Raw genomic sequence first — 16525 nt, 5'->3', positions numbered from 1 at the left:
GTGTAGCAGCTTTTGTGACGTGGCGCATAAAATATCCCTCCGCGTTCCCTCGACGGGGATGCGAATCAGGCATAATCTTAATCAATCGATTGATTAATTTTTAATGCCGCCATGAATACAACACCCACAACAACCAAAGGTGAACAGGCCAAAAACCAGCTTATTGCCGCCGCGCTGGCGCAGTTTGGTGAGTACGGGCTGCACGCGACCACGCGCGATATCGCCGCGCTGGCCGGGCAAAACATTGCGGCGATTACCTACTATTTTGGCTCAAAAGAGGATTTATATCTCGCCTGCGCCGAGTGGATCGCCGATTTTATCGGCACGCAGTTTCACCCGCACGTTGAGGAGGCCACCGCGCTGCTCGGCCAGCCGTCGCCCGATCGCGAGGCCATCCGCCAGCTGATCCTGAGTGCCTGCCACAACATGATCCGCGTGCTGACGCACGACGATACGCTCAACCTGAGCAAGTTTATCTCCCGCGAGCAGCTCTCCCCCACTGCCGCCTACCAGCGGGTACACGATCGGGTCATTGCCCCGATGCATACCCACCTGACCCGGCTGATCGCCGCCTATACCGGGCGGGATGCCGGCGATACCGCGACAATTTTGCATACCCACGCCCTGCTGGGTGAAATCCTGGCCTTCCGTCTGGGCCGGGAAACCATCCTGTTACGCACCGGCTGGACACAATTTGATGAGGATAAAGCCGCGCAGATCGGTGAGGTGATCGCCTGTCATCTCGATCTGATCCTGCAAGGCTTAACGCAAAGGAGCCTGAAGTCATGAAAAAACCTGTCGCCATCATTCTGGTGGTCATTGTTTTGCTTGCCGCGGGCGTCGGTGGATGGCTGTGGTATCAGAGCCATCAGGATAAAGGCCTGACGCTGTACGGTAACGTGGATATTCGCACGGTGAACATGAGCTTCCGCGTCGGCGGACGTCTCGCCTCGCTGAGCGTTGACGAAGGCGATGCCATTAAAACCGGGCAGACGCTGGGGATGCTGGACAAAGCGCCCTATGAGAACGCGCTGCTGCAGGCCAAAGCGGGCGTCTCCGTTGCGCAGGCACAGTATGACCTGATGCTGGCCGGCTATCGCGACGAAGAGATCGCCCAGGCCGCTGCCGCCGTCAAACAGGCACAGGCGGCCTATGACTACGCGCAGAACTTCTACGCCCGCCAGCAGGGGCTGTGGAAAAGCCGCACCATTTCCGCAAATGACCTGGAAAATGCGCGCTCCTCCCGCGACCAGGCGCAGGCAACCCTGAAGTCCGCGCAGGATAAATTAAGCCAGTACCACACCGGTAACCGCCCGCAGGATATCGCCCAGGCGAAAGCCAGCCTTGAAGAGGCGCAGGCCCAGCTGGCGCAGGCAGAGCTGGATCTGCACGACACCACGCTCATCGCACCGTCTGACGGCACGCTGATGACCCGCGCCGTCGAGCCGGGCAGCATGCTCAGCGCGGGCAGCACCGTGTTAACCCTCTCCCTGACCCGCCCGGTCTGGGTACGTGCCTACATTGATGAGCCTAATCTCGGCCAGATGCAGCCGGGCCGCGAGCTGCTGCTCTATACCGACGGTCGCCCGGACAAGCCGTATCACGGCAAGGTGGGCTTTGTCTCCCCTACCGCCGAATTCACGCCGAAAACGGTAGAAACGCCGGACCTGCGTACCGACCTGGTGTATCGCCTGCGCATCATCGTGACCGATGCGGACGACGCCCTGCGCCAGGGCATGCCCGTCACCGTAAAAGTGAACAGCGGGGAACGACATGAATGACGCGGTTATTCAGCTCAACAGTCTGGTTAAACGCTTTAAGGGGATGGATAAGCCTGCGGTCGCGCCGCTGAACTGCACCATCCAGAAGGGCTATGTGACCGGCCTGGTCGGCCCGGACGGTGCGGGAAAGACCACGCTGATGCGGATGCTGGCAGGGTTGCTGAAGCCGGATGAAGGATCGGCCCGCGTGCTGGGCCTGGATCCGATAAAGGACGACGGCCCGCTCCACGCCATGCTCGGCTATATGCCGCAGAAGTTTGGCCTGTATGAAGACCTGACGGTGATGGAAAACCTGAACCTGTACGCCGACCTGCGCAGCGTCACCGGCGAAACCCGGGAGAAAACCTTCGCCCGCCTGCTGGAATTTACCTCGCTCGGCCCGTTCACCGACCGGCTGGCGGGCAAGCTCTCCGGCGGGATGAAGCAGAAGCTGGGGCTGGCCTGCACGCTGGTGGGCGAGCCGAAGGTGCTGCTGCTGGACGAGCCCGGCGTCGGCGTAGACCCGATTTCCCGCCGCGAGCTGTGGCAGATGGTGCACGAGCTGGCGGGCGACGGGATGCTGATCCTCTGGAGCACCTCCTACCTCGACGAAGCGGAGCAGTGCCGGGACGTGCTGCTGATGAACGAAGGCGAACTGCTCTATCAGGGCGAGCCGACGACGCTGACGCAGAGCATGGCCGGGCGCAGCTTCCTGCTGCACAGCCCGCAGGCGTCCAACCGCTCGCTGCTGCAGCGGGTGCTCAGGCTGCCGCAGGTCAGCGACGGGATGATTCAGGGCCGCTCGGTGCGGGTCATCCTCAAAAAAGAGGCCACCGTCGACGATATTCGCCGGGCGCCTGGAATGCCGACGATTGAGATGGAAGAGACGGCGCCGCGTTTTGAAGATGCGTTCATCGACCTGCTGGGCGGCGCGGGGACCTCCGAGTCGCCGCTTGGGGCGATCCTGCACGCGGTGGAAGGCACACCGGGCGAAACGGTGATCGAAGCCAAATCCCTCACCAAAAAGTTCGGGGATTTCGCCGCCACCGACAACGTGAATTTTACCGTGAAGCGCGGCGAGATTTTTGGTCTCCTCGGACCGAACGGCGCGGGAAAATCCACCACCTTTAAGATGATGTGTGGCCTGCTGGTGCCGACGTCCGGCAAAGCGCTGGTGCTGGATATGGATCTCAAAGTCAGCTCCGGCAAGGCGCGCCAGCACCTGGGCTATATGGCGCAGAAATTCTCCCTGTATGGCAACCTGACGGTCGAGCAGAATCTGCGCTTTTTCTCCGGCGTGTACGGCCTGCGCGGGCGGGCGCAGAACGAGAAAATTCGCCGCATGAGCGACGCCTTCGGGTTAACGACGATTGCTTCCCACGCCACCGACGAACTGCCGCTCGGCTTTAAGCAGCGGCTGGCGCTGGCCTGCTCGCTGATGCACGAGCCGGATATTCTGTTTCTGGACGAGCCGACCTCCGGCGTTGATCCCCTCACCCGCCGCGAGTTCTGGCTGCATATCAACAGCATGGTGGAAAAAGGGGTGACCGTGATGGTGACCACCCACTTCATGGACGAGGCGGAGTACTGCGACCGTATCGGGCTGGTGTATCGCGGCAAGCTGATTGCCCACGGCACGCCGGACGACCTGAAAAACCAGGCCGCCGACGACGCGGTGCCGGACCCGACCATGGAGCAGGCGTTTATCACCCTCATCCACGACTGGGATAAGGAGAATGCCCATGCGCAGTAACGCCCTTTCCTGGCGCCGGGTGCGCGCGCTGTGCGTTAAAGAGACGCGGCAGATCGTGCGCGATCCCAGCAGCTGGCTGATTGCGGTGGTGATCCCCCTGCTGCTGCTGTTTATCTTTGGTTACGGCATTAACCTGGACTCCAGCAAGCTGCGGGTCGGGATTTTACTCGAACAGCAGAGCGAAGAGGCGCTGGACTTTACCCACGCCATGACCGGTTCGCCCTACATTGATGCCACCATCAGCGACAACCGCCAGGAGCTGATCCAGAAGATGCAGGCCGGGAAGATTCGCGGTCTGATCGTCATTCCGGTGGATTTTGCCGCCAATATGGCGCGGGCAAATACCGATGCGCCGATCCAGGTCATCACCGACGGCAGCGAGCCGAACACCGCGAACTTCGTGCAGGGCTACGCGGAGGGGATCTGGCAGCTCTGGCAAATGCAGCGCGCCGAAGACCGGGGTGAAGAATTTAAGCCGCTCATCGACGTGCAGACGCGCTACTGGTTTAACCCCGCCGCCATCAGCCAGCACTTTATTATTCCGGGCGCGGTGACGATTATTATGACGGTGATCGGCGCGATTCTGACCTCGCTGGTTATCGCCCGCGAGTGGGAGCGCGGCACCATGGAGGCGCTGCTCTCAACCGAAGTGACGCGCGTCGAGCTGCTGCTGTGCAAGCTTATTCCCTACTACTTCCTCGGCATGCTGGCGATGCTGCTCTGCATGCTGGTATCCGTCTTTATCCTCGGCGTGCCGTACCGCGGCTCGCTGGTGGTGCTGTTCTTTATCACCAGCCTGTTTTTACTCAGCACGCTGGGGATGGGGCTGCTCATCTCCACCATCACCCGCAACCAGTTTAACGCCGCGCAGGTGGCGCTGAACGCCGCTTTCCTGCCGTCGATTATGCTGTCCGGGTTTATCTTCCAGATAGACAGCATGCCTGCCGTCATCCGCGCCGTGACCTACATTATCCCGGCGCGCTACTTCGTGAGCACGCTGCAAAGCCTGTTCCTGGCGGGGAATATTCCGGTAGTGCTGATTATCAACACGCTGTTTTTAATGGCGTCGGCGGTGATGTTTATCGGGTTGACGTGGATGAAAACCAAACGGCGGTTAGATTAAGGAGCGCGCATGTTTCACCGTTTATGGACGTTAATACGCAAAGAGCTGCAATCCCTGCTGCGCGAGCCGCAAACCCGCGCCATTCTGGTGTTGCCGGTGCTGATCCAGGTTTTACTGTTCCCGTTTGCCGCCACCCTTGAGGTGACCAACGCCACCATTGCCATTTACAACGAAGACAACGGCAAACATTCCGTGGAGCTGACGCAGCGCTTTGCGCGTGCGAAAGCCTTTACCCACATCCTGCTGCTGAAAAGCCCGCAGGACATTCAGCCCACCATCGACACGCAAAAAGCGCTGCTGCTGGTGCGCTTCCCGGCGGATTTCTCCCGCAATCTGGATACCTTCCAGACCGCGCCGATGCAGCTGATCCTCGACGGGCGTAACTCCAACAGCGCCCAGATTGCGGCCAACTACCTCCAGCAGGTGGTGAAGGATTACCAGCAGGAGCTGATGGACGGCAAACCGAAGCCCAACAACAGCGAACTGGTGGTGCGCAACTGGTATAACCCGAATCTGGACTACAAGTGGTTTGTGGTGCCGTCGCTGATCGCCATGATCACCACCATCGGGGTGATGATTGTGACCTCTCTCTCCGTCGCCCGCGAGCGCGAACAGGGCACGCTGGATCAGCTGCTGGTCTCTCCGCTCGCCACCTGGCAAATTTTCGTCGGCAAAGCGGTGCCGGCGCTAATTGTCGCCACCTTCCAGGCCACCATCGTGCTGGGGGTGGGAATTTGGGCCTACCAGATCCCGTTCGCCGGATCGCTGGCGCTGTTTTACTTCACGATGGTGATTTACGGGCTGTCGCTGGTGGGGTTTGGGCTGCTGATTTCCGCACTCTGCTCGACGCAGCAGCAGGCGTTTATCGGGGTATTCGTCTTTATGATGCCCGCGATCCTGCTCTCCGGGTACGTCTCGCCGGTTGAGAATATGCCGGTGTGGCTCCAGGATCTGACGTGGATAAACCCGATACGCCACTTTACGGATATCACCAAGCAGATCTATCTGAAGGATGCGAGTCTGGATATTGTCTGGGGAAGTTTGTGGCCGCTACTGGTCATCGCGGCCACGACAGGCTCAGTGGCCTATGCGATGTTTAGACGCAACATCGCGTAGCTTTTTCTCTTTGGTCAGCAACGAGACCACCGCAGGCCCTGCGAGGATTGCCAGACCCGCCAGGGCCAGCAGCAGGTTGTTTTGCAGCACGCGTGACAGCAGCCACAGAACAATCATGGCCGCACCAAAGTACCAGGTGGTGGTGAGCTCTTCGAGCACGTCACCCACCTCGCGCCAGCGCGCGTCATGGTGGCGCTGTAAAAACAGCATCGACAGCACGGTGACGCCGTAAAGGACGCATAGCCCCAGGCCAACACGTACCAGCGTGCCGCTCATCCAGCCCATCACCAGTACGGCCACGACCAGTAAATGCAACATTATCTGCCAGCAACTCAGGCCAGTTGCGACACGAACACGTTGTTGCCACTTCATGGCTTCTCTCCTGAAGGATTTTTCTCTGCTTAATCAGACTACCGCACTTTACGGAAAATTCCGTAACGCCGCATCTTTTTGTGACGACGACTACACTTTATTTTCATCGGGATAGTCACTCAGGAAGGAGCTTATGACGAAAAAAATGCAGCATTTCTCGCTTAAAGTGCTGACGATAAACATTCATAAGGGCTTCACAGCATTTAATCGCCGCTTCATTTTACCGGAGCTGCGCGACGCGGTGCGCACCGTCAGCGCGGATATTGTCTGCCTGCAGGAGGTGATGGGCGCACACGAAGTACATCCGCTTCACTTTGAGAACTGGCCCGACACGCCGCACTATGAATTTCTGGCCGACACCATGTGGAGCGATTACGCCTACGGCCGCAACGCGGTCTATCCTGAAGGTCATCACGGCAACGCGGTGCTGTCGCGTTATCCCATTGAACATTATGAAAACCGCGACGTTTCCGTCGGGGAGAGCGAAAAACGCGGCCTGCTCTACTGCCGCATTACCCCGCCCGACCTTGAGCTGCCCATCCACGTCGGCTGCGTTCATCTGGGCCTGCGCGAAGCCCATCGTCAGGCGCAGCTGAAAATGCTGGCCGAATGGGCCAACGCGCTGCCTGACGGTGAACCTGTTGTCGTGGCAGGCGATTTCAACGACTGGCGCCAGCGGGCAAACCATCCGTTGAAGGTGGATGCCGGGCTGGAGGAGATCTTCACCCGGGCGAACGGCAGGCCTGCGCGCACGTTCCCGGTCCGTTTCCCGCTGCTGCGGCTTGACCGCATCTACGTGAAAAATGCCCACGCCAGCAGCCCGACCGCCCTGGCGCTCCTCAACTGGCGGCATCTTTCCGACCATGCCCCGCTCAGCGCGGAGATCCACTTATGAAATGTTCCTGGCAGGAAGGCAACCGGATTACGCTGCTGGTCAACGGGGACGAGTATTACCCGGCCGTGTTTAAGGCAATTGATAACGCCCAACAGAAAGTGATCCTCGAAACCTTTATCTGGTTCGAAGACAACGTCGGCAAGCAGCTGCATAGCGTGCTCCTGCGCGCCGCACAGCGCGGCGTCAAAATTGAAGTACTGCTGGATGGCTACGGCTCGCCGGACCTCAGCGATGCGTTCGTCAATGAACTGACCGCCGCAGGCGTGGTATTCCGCTACTACGATCCCGGCCCTCGCCTGTTCGGCATGCGGACCAACCTTTTCCGCCGGATGCACCGCAAAATTGTGGTGGTGGATGAGACGGTAGCGTTTGTCGGCGGCATTAACTACTCGGCGGAACATATGTCCGACTACGGCCCGGAAGCGAAGCAGGATTACGCCATTCGCATTGAAGGCCCGGTGGTGCAGGACATCTTGCTGTTTGAGCTGGAGAACCTGCCGGGGAAAGAGGCCGTACGCCGCTGGTGGCGACGCCGCCATCGCCCGGAAGAGAACCGGAAGCCCGGCGAAGCGCAGGCGCTTTTCGTCTGGCGCGACAACGGCGAGCACCGGGACGACATTGAACGTCACTATCTCAAGATGCTGGCCAACGCCAAGCGCGAAGTGATAATCGCTAACGCCTACTTTTTCCCGGGCTATCGACTGCTGCATGCCATGCGAAATGCTGCAAGACGCGGCGTGCGCGTGAAGCTGATTGTCCAGGGCGAGCCGGATATGCCGATCGTCAAAGTCGGGGCGCGGCTGCTGTACAACTACCTGGTGAAGGGCGGCGTCCAGATCTACGAATACCGCCGTCGGCCGCTGCACGGCAAAGTCGCGCTGATGGACGATCACTGGGTCACCGTAGGCTCCAGCAACCTCGATCCGCTGAGCCTGTCGCTTAACCTTGAAGCCAACCTGATCATTCACGACCGCCAGTTTAACCAGACCCTGCGGGATAACCTGCAGGCGTTGATCGTTAACGACTGCGTGCGCGTGGATGAGTCTATGGTTCCCAAACGCACCTGGTGGAACCTGGGCATCAGCGTGGTGGTGTTCCACTTCCTGCGGCATTTCCCGGCGATGGTCGGCTGGCTGCCGGCGCATACGCCGAAGCTGGCGCAGGTGGACCCGCCGGTACAACCCGAAATGGAAACCCAGGACCGCATTGAAGCGGAAGACGGAGGCAAACCCTGATGTCAAAATCGCATCCACGCTGGCGTCTGGCAAAAAAGATCCTCACCTGGGTATTCTTTATTGCCGTCGCGGTGCTGCTGGTGGTCTACGCGCAGAAAGTGGACTGGGAAGAGGTGTGGAAGGTCATCCGCAACTATAACCGGATGGTGCTGCTGGGCGCGACGGGGCTGGTTATCGTGAGCTACCTGATGTACGGCTGCTATGATCTGCTGGGTCGGGCCTACTGCGGCCACAAGCTGGCCAAACGTCAGGTGATGCTGGTGTCGTTTATCTGCTACGCCTTTAACCTGACGCTGAGCACCTGGGTCGGGGGGATTGGCATGCGCTATCGCCTCTACTCGCGGCTCGGCCTGCCGGGCGGGACCATCACGCGTATTTTTTCCCTGAGCATTACCACCAACTGGCTGGGCTATATTCTGCTCGGCGGGGTGATCTTCACCATCGGCGTGGTGCAGTTGCCCGCGCACTGGTATATCGACGAGGCCACGCTGCGGATTCTGGGCATCGTACTGCTGCTGATTATCGCCGTTTATCTCTGGGCCTGCGCGTTTGCAAAGCGCCGCCATATGACCATCAAAGGGCAAAAGCTGGTCCTGCCCTCGTGGAAGTTTGCGGTGCTGCAGATGGCGGTTTCCAGCGCCAACTGGATGGCGATGGGAGCCATCATCTGGCTGCTGATCGGCGAGGACGTCAATTACTTCTTCGTGCTGGGCGTGCTGCTGGTGAGCAGTATTGCCGGGGTGATTGTGCATATTCCGGCGGGGATCGGCGTGCTGGAGGCGGTGTTTATTGCCCTGCTGGCCGGAGAGCATGTTTCTCAGGGAACGATTATCGCCGCCCTGCTGGCGTACCGCATGCTGTATTACTTTCTGCCGCTGGCGCTGGCGACGGTCTGTTATCTGGTGCTGGAAAGTCGGGCGAAAAAGCTGCGGGCGAAGAATGAGAGGATGCTAGCGAAGTGAATAAGTCGGGTGGCGGCTTCGCCTTACCCGACCTACGGTTCGCGATTCGCAGGACGGGTAAGGCGAAGCCGCCACCCGGCAAAGCAACCTTAGCGACGGTTGCCTAAAATCCGCAGCAGCATCAGGAACAGGTTGATGAAGTCCAGATAGAGCGTCAGCGCGCCCAGAATCGAGTATTTGCGCAGGTTGGAACTGTCGCGCACGTCGATCTGCTCGCCGATGTTTTTCAGCTTCTGGGTGTCATAGGCCGTCAACCCGACGAAGAGCACCACCCCGATATAGGTCACGGCCCACATCAGCGCGTCGCTCTTGAGCCACAGGTTCACCAGCGACGCCAGCACAATCCCGATCAGCCCCATAAACAGCATGCTGCCGAAACCGCTCAGATCGCGCTTCGTGGTGTAGCCGTACAGGCTCATCGCGCCAAACATCCCGCCGGTGACCACGAAGGTGCTGGCGATGGATGAGTAGGTGTAAACGATGAAAATACTGGAAAGCGTCAGCCCCGTTAGCGCCGAATAGAGCATAAACAGGGTCGTTGCCATGACGGCACTCAGCTTGTGCACCAGACCCGAAAGCACAAACACCAGCGCCAGCTGCGCGATAATCAGCCCAAAGAAGGTGATTTTGCTGGAGAAGATAAACATCATCAGCTCCGGCGTATTCGCCGCATACCACGCGATAAACGCGGTAAGCAGCAGGCCAACCGTCATCCAGCCGTACACCTGAGCCATATACGTCTGCAGGCCGCTACGGGTCTGCTGCACTATTGAATCGGAACGCGGAAATCGGTCCATGATTCACTCCTGATTAAGATTAAGTAGACACACTCGTTAAGAGTAACACATCCACGTAAACCGACTACCAACGGCTGGCGGCCTGTTTATCGCTGTCGCGAGATTCCACCCAGCGGTCGCCTTCCGGCGTGGCTTCGCGCTTCCAGAACGGCGCTTTGGTTTTGAGGTAATCCATAATGAACTCCCCTGCCGCAAACGCGCTGCCGCGGTGCGCGCTGGTCACACCGACAAAGACAATCTCCTCGCCGGGCCACATCTCGCCGATGCGGTGAATCACCGTGACGCGTCCGAGCGGCCAGCGGCCTCGCGCCTCGTCCACTATCTCCGCCAGCGATTTCTCCGTCATGCCGGGATAGTGCTCCAGCGTCAGCGCCTTCACGCTGTCACCGAGGTTGTGATTGCGCACTTTGCCGGTAAAGGTCACGACCGCACCGTCTTCGTCGCGTTCCGCCAGCCAGCTGTATTCTGTCCCTACGTTAAAGCGCTCAGGGCCAACCAGAATGCGGGTTTCACTCATATTAGCCCCCAGTGACCGGCGGGAAGAAGGCCACTTCATCCCCGGCCTTCAGCGGATGGGTAAGCTCCACCAGCGTCTGGTTAACGGCGGCCAGCAGCTTGCCTTCGTCGAGCGCCAGCGCCCAGCGGTCGCTCTGTGCCGCCAGATGCGCGCGCAGGGCAGCGACGTTTTCAAAAGACGCATCCAGCGTCAGGCTGTCGGTATTCACCAGCTCGCGCACCTGCGCAAAAAAGAGCACCTTAATCATGGCTGTCCACCTTAAAATCGCCGGATTTGCCGCCGCTTTTTGCCAGCAGGCGAACCGGGCCAATCACCATGTCTTTCTGCACCGCTTTGCACATGTCGTAGATGGTCAGCGCGGCCACGGACGCTGCCGTCAGCGCCTCCATCTCCACGCCGGTTTTGCCGGTTAAGCGGCACAGCGATTCAATCCGCACGCGATTGTGCTCCGGCTGCGCCTGCAGGTTTACCTCCACCTTGCTCAGCATCAGCGGATGGCACAGCGGAATTAAGTCCCAGGTGCGCTTGGCGGCCTGAATACCGGCGATGCGCGCGGTGGCAAAGACGTCTCCCTTATGGTGGCTGCCGTCGATGATCATCGCCAGCGTTTCCGGCAGCATGGTGACGTACGCTTCGGCGCGCGCCTCGCGCACCGTTTCCGCTTTGGGGGAGACGTCCACCATATGCGCTTCGCCAGCGGCGTTAATGTGGGTCAGTTGTGACATAGCTTATTTCTTTAAATGGGGATGGAAATTACACGGACGGGTACGGGCATCCAGCTGCGGGGCGATGATGTTTTCCCACGCGGTGCGGCAGGCTTTGGTCGAGCCCGGCATGGCGAAAATCAGGGTGTTGTTCGCCACCCCGGCAACGGCGCGCGACTGGAGCGTGGAGGTGCCAATCTCTTCAAAGGAGAGCATGCGGAACACCTCGCCGAAGCCTTCCACCTCGCGGTCGAACAGCGGGAGCAGCGCTTCAGGCGCCTGATCGCCTGCGGTAAAGCCGGTGCCGCCGGTGATCAGCACCACCTGCACCTCATCGCTGGCGATCCACTGAGAGACCTGCGCGCGAATGGCGTAGCGGTTCTCCTTCACGATCGCTTTATCGACGATGTGATGTCCCGCGTCATGGGCCGCCTCGCGCAGCCAGTGGCCGGAGGTATCATCCTCTTCGCCACGGCGATCGGAAACGGTAAGGATAGCAATGCGTGTCGGGATAAATTCTGCGCTTACCTGACTCATCTTCTGATTCCTTCTTAAGCCTGATTACCCGCCGATGTAAGACAGGTTCTGAGTAATGCCGGTATTGCCCTGATGCAGGAAGTGGGTCTGTTTTTTATGCGTCAGCGCTTCAGAAATGCGTGCTTCAAGCGCCTCCTGCTGGGCATCGTCTGCCAGCAGATCGCGAAGATCCACGCCGCCGTCCCCGAACAGGCACAGGTGCAGCTTGCCGACGGAAGAGACGCGCAGGCGGTTGCAGCTGGCGCAGAAGTCTTTCTCGTAAGGCATGATAAGCCCAATTTCGCCTTCGTAATCAGGATGGCAGAAGACCTGCGCCGGACCGTCGCTGCGCTGGCGGATCTGGTGGATCCAGCCGCGTTTCAGCAGCGCGTCGCGCAGGACCATGCCGGAGATGTGATGACGACGGAACAGCTCGCTGCCCTCGCCGGTTTCCATCAGCTCAATAAAGCGCAGCTGAATGGGGCGGGATTTGATCCAGGCGAGGAAGGTGTCCAGCTGATGGTGGTTGACGTCGCGCATCAGCACCGTATTGACTTTGACCTTCTCGAACCCGGCGCTGAACGCCGCGTCGATGCCGTCCATCACCTGGCGGAATTTATCCTGGCCGGTAATGGCGTGAAACTGGCGGGCGTCGAGACTGTCCACGCTGACGTTAATGGCGGTTAAGCCCGCATCGCGCCAGGTGGCCACGTCGCGCGCCATGCGGTAACCGTTGGTGGTCACGGCAATCTGGCGAATGCGGTCGTTTTCACGCACGGCGGCAATGATGTCCGGGAAATCACGGCGCAGAGAGGGTTCACCGCCGGTCAGACGCACTTTTTCAGTGCCGAGCTCAGAGAAGGCGCGCGTGACGCGGCGCACTTCATCCACGGAGAGAAAGCCGTTATTGGTGACGCTGCCCGGTTTGTAGCCGTCGGGCAGGCAGTAGGTGCAACGGAAGTTGCACACATCGGTAATCGACAGACGTAAGTAGTAAAACTTACGCGCGAAAGCATCAGTAAGTTGTGAAGCCATGTACACCTTTCCAGATACGGGAGGCACAGTCATTTCTTTCTGTACCCTGGTGGCAAATTCGCCACGGCCAGAGCGCCATATCTTTCGACACAGGCACAAGGGCTAGAGTGTATGTTTTCAGTGTTGAAAACGTGGTTAAGGCGATAGTAGCGCGGAAAGTCTGACAGCGCCATTATCGCTTTTCGCTATATAATTACGTATATAGCGAATCAATCCTGCATTTTCGCTACAGAATACCTAAAAACTGCACTTTCACATTGATATACGTCATTTTGCTTCGGGTGAGGCATCGTCTTTTAGGGGTAGTTAGGTTACTGTTACGCGATCGAACGTGATAAGGAATACGTATGCGCAATCGCACTTTTGCGGATCTTGACCGAGTGGTCGCTCTTGGCGGAGGCCACGGCCTGGGCCGCGTTATGTCCTCTTTGTCGTCACTCGGCTCAAGGCTGACAGGGATAGTGACCACCACCGATAACGGCGGCTCAACCGGGCGGATCAGACGTGCCGAAGGCGGTATTGCCTGGGGCGATATGCGCAACTGCCTGAACCAGTTAATTACCGAGCCGAGCGTCGCGTCGGCGATGTTTGAGTACCGTTTTGGCGGCAATGGCGAACTTTCCGGGCATAACCTCGGAAATCTGATGTTAAAGGCGCTGGATCACCTGAGCGTAAGGCCTCTCGAAGCCATCAATCTGATCCGTAACCTGCTCAAAGTGGACGCATTCCTGATCCCCATGTCTGAACAACCGGTCGATTTGATGGCCATCGACGCCGAAGGGCATGAAGTATACGGCGAGGTGAACATTGACCAGCTTCTGCTGCCGCCCAAAGAGCTGATGACTTACCCGAGCGTGCCGGCGACGCGTGAAGCCGTAGAAGCAATTGGCGATGCGGATTTAATTCTGATCGGCCCGGGCAGCTTTTACACCAGCCTGATGCCGATCCTGCTGGTGAAAGAGCTGGCGCAGGCGCTGCGCCGCACCCCGGCGCCGATGGTCTACATCGGCAATTTAGGGCGTGAGCTGAGTCCGGCCGCGGCGAGCCTGTCGCTGGCGGACAAGCTCGACCTGATGGAGCAGTACGTCGGTAAGAAAATTATCGACGGTGTCGTGGTTGGGCCAAAAGTGGATGTGACAGGGATTGGCGATCGCGTGGTGGTACAGGAGCCGCTGGAAGCCAGCGATATTAAATATCGTCACGACCGCCACATGCTGCGCGAGGCGCTGGAGAAAGAGATTCAGGCGTTGGGTTAACAAAAACCCTGGTGGCGCTGCGCTTACCGGGGCGACAAAAGACGCTAAACCTGTAGGCCCGGTAAGCGCAGCGCCACCGGGCAAAAACTCACGATGCCGCGATAAACAGATCCCGCAGCTGATGAAGCTGGTCGCGGATCTGCGCCGCCTCTTCGAACTCCAGGTTCTGCGCGTGCTGCATCATCTGCCCTTCCAGCTCGTGGATCTTCTGCTGCAGCGCTTTTGGCGTCAGCACGACGGTATCTTCTTCCACCACTGAACGCGCCTTGCCGCGGCCTTTCGCTTTGGTTTTGGCAATGTTCTGGCCCAGCGCCAGAATATCCACCACCTTCTTGTTCAGCCCCTGCGGGGTAATGCCGTGTTCTTCGTTGTAGCGCTGCTGTTTCTCGCGGCGGCGCTCCGTCTCACCGATCGCTTTCGCCATCGACGGGGTAATTTTGTCACCGTACAGAATCGCTTTACCGTTGACGTTACGCGCGGCGCGGCCAATGGTCTGAATCAGCGAACGCTCGGAACGCAGGAAGCCCTCTTTATCCGCGTCCAGAATCGCCACCAGCGAAACCTCCGGCATATCCAGACCTTCCCGCAGAAGGTTAATCCCTACCAGCACGTCAAACTCGCCCAGGCGCAGGTCGCGGATAATCTCCATGCGCTCCACGGTATCGATATCCGAGTGCAGATAACGCACCTTCTCGCCGTGCTCTTCGAGATACTCGGTCAGGTCTTCCGCCATACGCTTGGTGAGCGTGGTCACCAGCACGCGCTCGTTAATGGCGGAACGGGCGCGGATCTCAGAGAGCAGGTCGTCTACCTGCGTCGCCACCGGACGCACCTCGATAATCGGGTCCAGCAGCCCGGTCGGACGCACTACCTGGTCAACCACCTCATCGCCCGATTTTTCCAGCTCGTAGTTGCCCGGCGTGGCCGAGACGTAGATGGTTTGCGGCGCCAGCGCCTCAAACTCTTCGAACTTCATCGGACGGTTATCCAGCGCTGACGGCAGGCGGAATCCGTACTCCACCAGCGTCTCTTTACGCGCCCGGTCGCCGCGGTACATTCCGCCGATCTGCGGGATCGTGACGTGGGATTCGTCGATCACCAGCAAACCGTCTGCTGGCAGGTAATCAAACAGCGTCGGCGGCGGCTCGCCCGGCCCGCGCCCGGAGAGGAAGCGGGAGTAGTTTTCGATGCCGGAGCAGTAGCCCAGCTCGTTCATCATCTCCAGGTCGAACTGGGTACGCTGACTCAGGCGCTGCTCTTCCAGCAGCTTATTGTTCGCCAGCAGCACCTTACGGCGCTCGGCCAGCTCCACTTTGATCTCTTCCATCGCCTGCACGATACGCTCGCGCGGCGTCACGTAGTGCGTTTTCGGGTAGATGGTGAAGCGCTGGATCACTGACTCAACGTGTCCTGTCAGCGGGTCGAAGAGCGACAGGCGTTCGACCTCCTCGTCAAACAGCTCAACGCGCAGCGCCATATCATCCGATTCCGCCGGGAAGATGTCGATCACTTCGCCGCGCACGCGGAACGTACCACGCTGGAAGGCCTGGTCGTTGCGGGTGTACTGCAGCTCCGCCAGACGACGCAAAATCGCGCGCTGGTCGATGATCATCCCCTGCGTCAGGTGCAGCATCATCTTGAGATAGAGATCCGGATCGCCCAGGCCGTAAATCGCCGAAACAGAGGCCACCACAACCACATCGCGACGCTCCAGTAGCGCCTTAGTGGCCGACAGTCGCATCTGCTCAATGTGTTCGTTCACCGACGCATCTTTCTCGATGAAGGTGTCAGAGCTCGGCACATAGGCTTCTGGCTGGTAGTAATCGTAGTAGGAGACGAAATACTCAACGGCGTTTTCCGGGAAGAACTCTTTCATCTCGCCGTAAAGCTGCGCCGCCAGGGTTTTGTTGGGCGCCAGCACCATCGTAGGGCGCTGGAGATCCGCAATCACGTTGGCAATGGTAAAGGTTTTACCCGAGCCGGTAACCCCGAGCAGCGTCTGGTGCGCCAGCCCATCTTCCAGCCCCTCTTCCAGACGACGGATCGCTTCAGGCTGATCGCCAGACGGACGGAAAGCAGAATTCAATTTGAACGGTTTACTCATGGGCGACAACCTGATGACGTTATAAGCGGCAGGTGAATAATTTTACTCCTTGTTGCCAGGAATGCCAGTAAAAAACACTGGATGAAAAACCAGTAGCATGTCAGGATATTTAGCATAGCGCCTGAATGATTAGCGCGATAGCGGCCAAAATTTGGACAGTGGCAACATAAAACACCAGTCAGGTCAGGTTATCCCCAGAACTTTTTCTTTTTTAACATTTGTCAAGCCAGGTAATGATAGTTTTATGGCAACGGGTGACACTTTCATGACGGGAATTGATTTTATCTAACCAATTAAAAAATAAACGATATTTTCTAAAGCCGCGTTTCGCGTCAATTTGGGCGTAAGCCGCGTCTTCTCTCGCTTATCGCGTGTTTTCT

Annotated in this window: 17 protein-coding genes and 1 riboswitch; of the genes, 9 read left to right on the top strand and 8 right to left on the bottom strand. The window is 58.8% G+C overall.

The window, feature by feature from the left end:
- The first annotated feature begins 111 nt into the window (after positions 1-111).
- Genes cecR through ACOTXF_RS06370 form a run of 5 tightly spaced genes read left to right on the top strand, consistent with a single transcriptional unit; the run spans position 112 to position 5752 of the window.
- The gene (gene cecR, locus ACOTXF_RS06390) at positions 112-789 is read left to right on the top strand and encodes a transcriptional regulator CecR (RefSeq protein WP_023343624.1); all 678 of its coding nucleotides are present in this window, start codon (positions 112-114) and stop codon (positions 787-789) included.
- Positions 786-1781, top strand: a complete 996-nt coding sequence (gene hlyD, locus ACOTXF_RS06385; protein WP_048962148.1) for a secretion protein HlyD — start codon at positions 786-788, stop codon at positions 1779-1781. Before cecR ends, hlyD begins: the two co-directional genes overlap by 4 nt.
- Positions 1774-3513: an ATP-binding cassette domain-containing protein gene (locus ACOTXF_RS06380; RefSeq protein ID WP_048962149.1), complete on the top strand. Its 1740-nt coding sequence runs from the start codon at positions 1774-1776 to the stop codon at positions 3511-3513. The genes hlyD and ACOTXF_RS06380 overlap by 8 nt, the downstream gene beginning before the upstream one ends.
- A complete protein-coding gene (locus tag ACOTXF_RS06375; protein ID WP_021240987.1) occupies positions 3503-4636 on the top strand; it encodes an ABC transporter permease in 1134 nt (377 codons plus the stop codon). The genes ACOTXF_RS06380 and ACOTXF_RS06375 overlap by 11 nt, the downstream gene beginning before the upstream one ends.
- Before the next feature lie 9 nt (positions 4637-4645).
- A complete protein-coding gene (locus tag ACOTXF_RS06370; protein ID WP_008501150.1) occupies positions 4646-5752 on the top strand; it encodes an ABC transporter permease in 1107 nt (368 codons plus the stop codon).
- Here ACOTXF_RS06370 and ACOTXF_RS06365 read toward each other — a convergent pair.
- A complete protein-coding gene (locus ACOTXF_RS06365) occupies positions 5714-6124 on the bottom strand; it encodes a YbhQ family protein (RefSeq protein ID WP_008501149.1) in 411 nt (136 codons plus the stop codon). The genes ACOTXF_RS06370 and ACOTXF_RS06365 overlap by 39 nt on opposite strands.
- 133 nt (positions 6125-6257) lie before the next feature.
- Between ACOTXF_RS06365 and ACOTXF_RS06360 the strand changes: the two genes are divergently transcribed.
- From ACOTXF_RS06360 to ACOTXF_RS06350, 3 genes are read left to right on the top strand one after another with little or no spacing between them, the layout of a single operon-like run.
- A complete protein-coding gene (locus ACOTXF_RS06360) occupies positions 6258-7019 on the top strand; it encodes an endonuclease/exonuclease/phosphatase family protein (protein ID WP_008501148.1) in 762 nt (253 codons plus the stop codon).
- Positions 7016-8254, top strand: a complete 1239-nt coding sequence (gene clsB / locus ACOTXF_RS06355; RefSeq protein ID WP_047745306.1) for a cardiolipin synthase ClsB — start codon at positions 7016-7018, stop codon at positions 8252-8254. The genes ACOTXF_RS06360 and clsB overlap by 4 nt, the downstream gene beginning before the upstream one ends.
- On the top strand, positions 8254-9216 hold the full coding sequence (locus ACOTXF_RS06350; protein ID WP_008501146.1) for a lysylphosphatidylglycerol synthase domain-containing protein: 963 nt from the start codon (positions 8254-8256) through the stop codon (positions 9214-9216). The genes clsB and ACOTXF_RS06350 overlap by 1 nt, the downstream gene beginning before the upstream one ends.
- An 89-nt stretch (positions 9217-9305) precedes the next feature.
- Here the strand turns inward: ACOTXF_RS06350 and ACOTXF_RS06345 are convergent, their stop codons facing one another.
- The 6 genes from ACOTXF_RS06345 to moaA all read right to left on the bottom strand — a co-directional run bounded on the left by ACOTXF_RS06345 (position 9306) and on the right by moaA (position 12785).
- Positions 9306-10013 (bottom strand): Bax inhibitor-1/YccA family protein, encoded by a 708-nt coding sequence (locus ACOTXF_RS06345; protein ID WP_047745304.1) that lies wholly within the window; start codon positions 10011-10013, stop codon positions 9306-9308.
- Positions 10014-10077: 64 nt separating this feature from the next.
- On the bottom strand, positions 10078-10530 hold the full coding sequence (moaE, locus tag ACOTXF_RS06340; protein ID WP_021240989.1) for a molybdopterin synthase catalytic subunit MoaE: 453 nt from the start codon (positions 10528-10530) through the stop codon (positions 10078-10080).
- 1 nt (position 10531) lies between these two features.
- The gene (gene moaD, locus ACOTXF_RS06335; protein WP_008501143.1) at positions 10532-10777 is read right to left on the bottom strand and encodes a molybdopterin synthase sulfur carrier subunit; all 246 of its coding nucleotides are present in this window, start codon (positions 10775-10777) and stop codon (positions 10532-10534) included.
- Complete coding sequence (gene moaC, locus ACOTXF_RS06330; RefSeq protein ID WP_232926442.1) at positions 10770-11255, bottom strand: cyclic pyranopterin monophosphate synthase MoaC; 486 nt, start codon at positions 11253-11255, stop codon at positions 10770-10772. Before moaC ends, moaD begins: the two co-directional genes overlap by 8 nt.
- Before the next feature lie 3 nt (positions 11256-11258).
- The gene (moaB, locus tag ACOTXF_RS06325) at positions 11259-11771 is read right to left on the bottom strand and encodes a molybdenum cofactor biosynthesis protein B (protein WP_021240991.1); all 513 of its coding nucleotides are present in this window, start codon (positions 11769-11771) and stop codon (positions 11259-11261) included.
- A 24-nt stretch (positions 11772-11795) separates the two neighbouring features.
- A complete protein-coding gene (gene moaA, locus ACOTXF_RS06320; RefSeq protein WP_008501140.1) occupies positions 11796-12785 on the bottom strand; it encodes a GTP 3',8-cyclase MoaA in 990 nt (329 codons plus the stop codon).
- Positions 12773-12907, bottom strand: a riboswitch (molybdenum cofactor riboswitch). Its footprint overlaps the gene before it by 13 nt.
- A gap of 225 nt (positions 12908-13132) precedes the next feature.
- Here moaA and yvcK point away from each other — a divergent pair.
- On the top strand, positions 13133-14041 hold the full coding sequence (gene yvcK / locus ACOTXF_RS06315; RefSeq protein ID WP_232926441.1) for a uridine diphosphate-N-acetylglucosamine-binding protein YvcK: 909 nt from the start codon (positions 13133-13135) through the stop codon (positions 14039-14041).
- Positions 14042-14129: 88 nt separating this feature from the next.
- On the opposite strand, the gene uvrB is transcribed toward yvcK, so the two are convergent.
- Positions 14130-16145 carry an excinuclease ABC subunit UvrB gene (gene uvrB / locus ACOTXF_RS06310; RefSeq protein ID WP_008501138.1) on the bottom strand — a complete coding sequence of 672 codons (2016 nt, stop codon included), beginning with the start codon at positions 16143-16145 and terminating at the stop codon, positions 14130-14132.
- Between the last annotated feature and the right edge of the window lie 380 nt (positions 16146-16525).

Source organism: Enterobacter cloacae complex sp. IR53041, from assembly GCF_049238285.1.
GTDB lineage: Bacteria > Pseudomonadota > Gammaproteobacteria > Enterobacterales > Enterobacteriaceae > Enterobacter > Enterobacter roggenkampii.
Note: the sequence above shows the minus strand (reverse complement) of the source record. Positions and strands in the feature narration are given on the sequence as shown.

Coding starts and splice junctions, on each gene's coding strand:
- moaE (WP_021240989.1), bottom strand. CDS start 10,530: ATGAGTGAAACCCGCATTCTGGTTGGCCCTGAGCGCTTTAACGTAGGG.
- ACOTXF_RS06380 (WP_048962149.1), top strand. CDS start 1,774: ATGAATGACGCGGTTATTCAGCTCAACAGTCTGGTTAAACGCTTTAAG.
- clsB (WP_047745306.1), top strand. CDS start 7,016: ATGAAATGTTCCTGGCAGGAAGGCAACCGGATTACGCTGCTGGTCAAC.
- ACOTXF_RS06360 (WP_008501148.1), top strand. CDS start 6,258: ATGACGAAAAAAATGCAGCATTTCTCGCTTAAAGTGCTGACGATAAAC.
- cecR (WP_023343624.1), top strand. CDS start 112: ATGAATACAACACCCACAACAACCAAAGGTGAACAGGCCAAAAACCAG.
- moaD (WP_008501143.1), bottom strand. CDS start 10,777: ATGATTAAGGTGCTCTTTTTTGCGCAGGTGCGCGAGCTGGTGAATACC.
- yvcK (WP_232926441.1), top strand. CDS start 13,133: ATGCGCAATCGCACTTTTGCGGATCTTGACCGAGTGGTCGCTCTTGGC.
- moaB (WP_021240991.1), bottom strand. CDS start 11,771: ATGAGTCAGGTAAGCGCAGAATTTATCCCGACACGCATTGCTATCCTT.
- uvrB (WP_008501138.1), bottom strand. CDS start 16,145: ATGAGTAAACCGTTCAAATTGAATTCTGCTTTCCGTCCGTCTGGCGAT.
- ACOTXF_RS06365 (WP_008501149.1), bottom strand. CDS start 6,124: ATGAAGTGGCAACAACGTGTTCGTGTCGCAACTGGCCTGAGTTGCTGG.
- ACOTXF_RS06370 (WP_008501150.1), top strand. CDS start 4,646: ATGTTTCACCGTTTATGGACGTTAATACGCAAAGAGCTGCAATCCCTG.
- moaA (WP_008501140.1), bottom strand. CDS start 12,785: ATGGCTTCACAACTTACTGATGCTTTCGCGCGTAAGTTTTACTACTTA.
- ACOTXF_RS06350 (WP_008501146.1), top strand. CDS start 8,254: ATGTCAAAATCGCATCCACGCTGGCGTCTGGCAAAAAAGATCCTCACC.
- moaC (WP_232926442.1), bottom strand. CDS start 11,255: ATGTCACAACTGACCCACATTAACGCCGCTGGCGAAGCGCATATGGTG.
- hlyD (WP_048962148.1), top strand. CDS start 786: ATGAAAAAACCTGTCGCCATCATTCTGGTGGTCATTGTTTTGCTTGCC.
- ACOTXF_RS06345 (WP_047745304.1), bottom strand. CDS start 10,013: ATGGACCGATTTCCGCGTTCCGATTCAATAGTGCAGCAGACCCGTAGC.
- ACOTXF_RS06375 (WP_021240987.1), top strand. CDS start 3,503: ATGCGCAGTAACGCCCTTTCCTGGCGCCGGGTGCGCGCGCTGTGCGTT.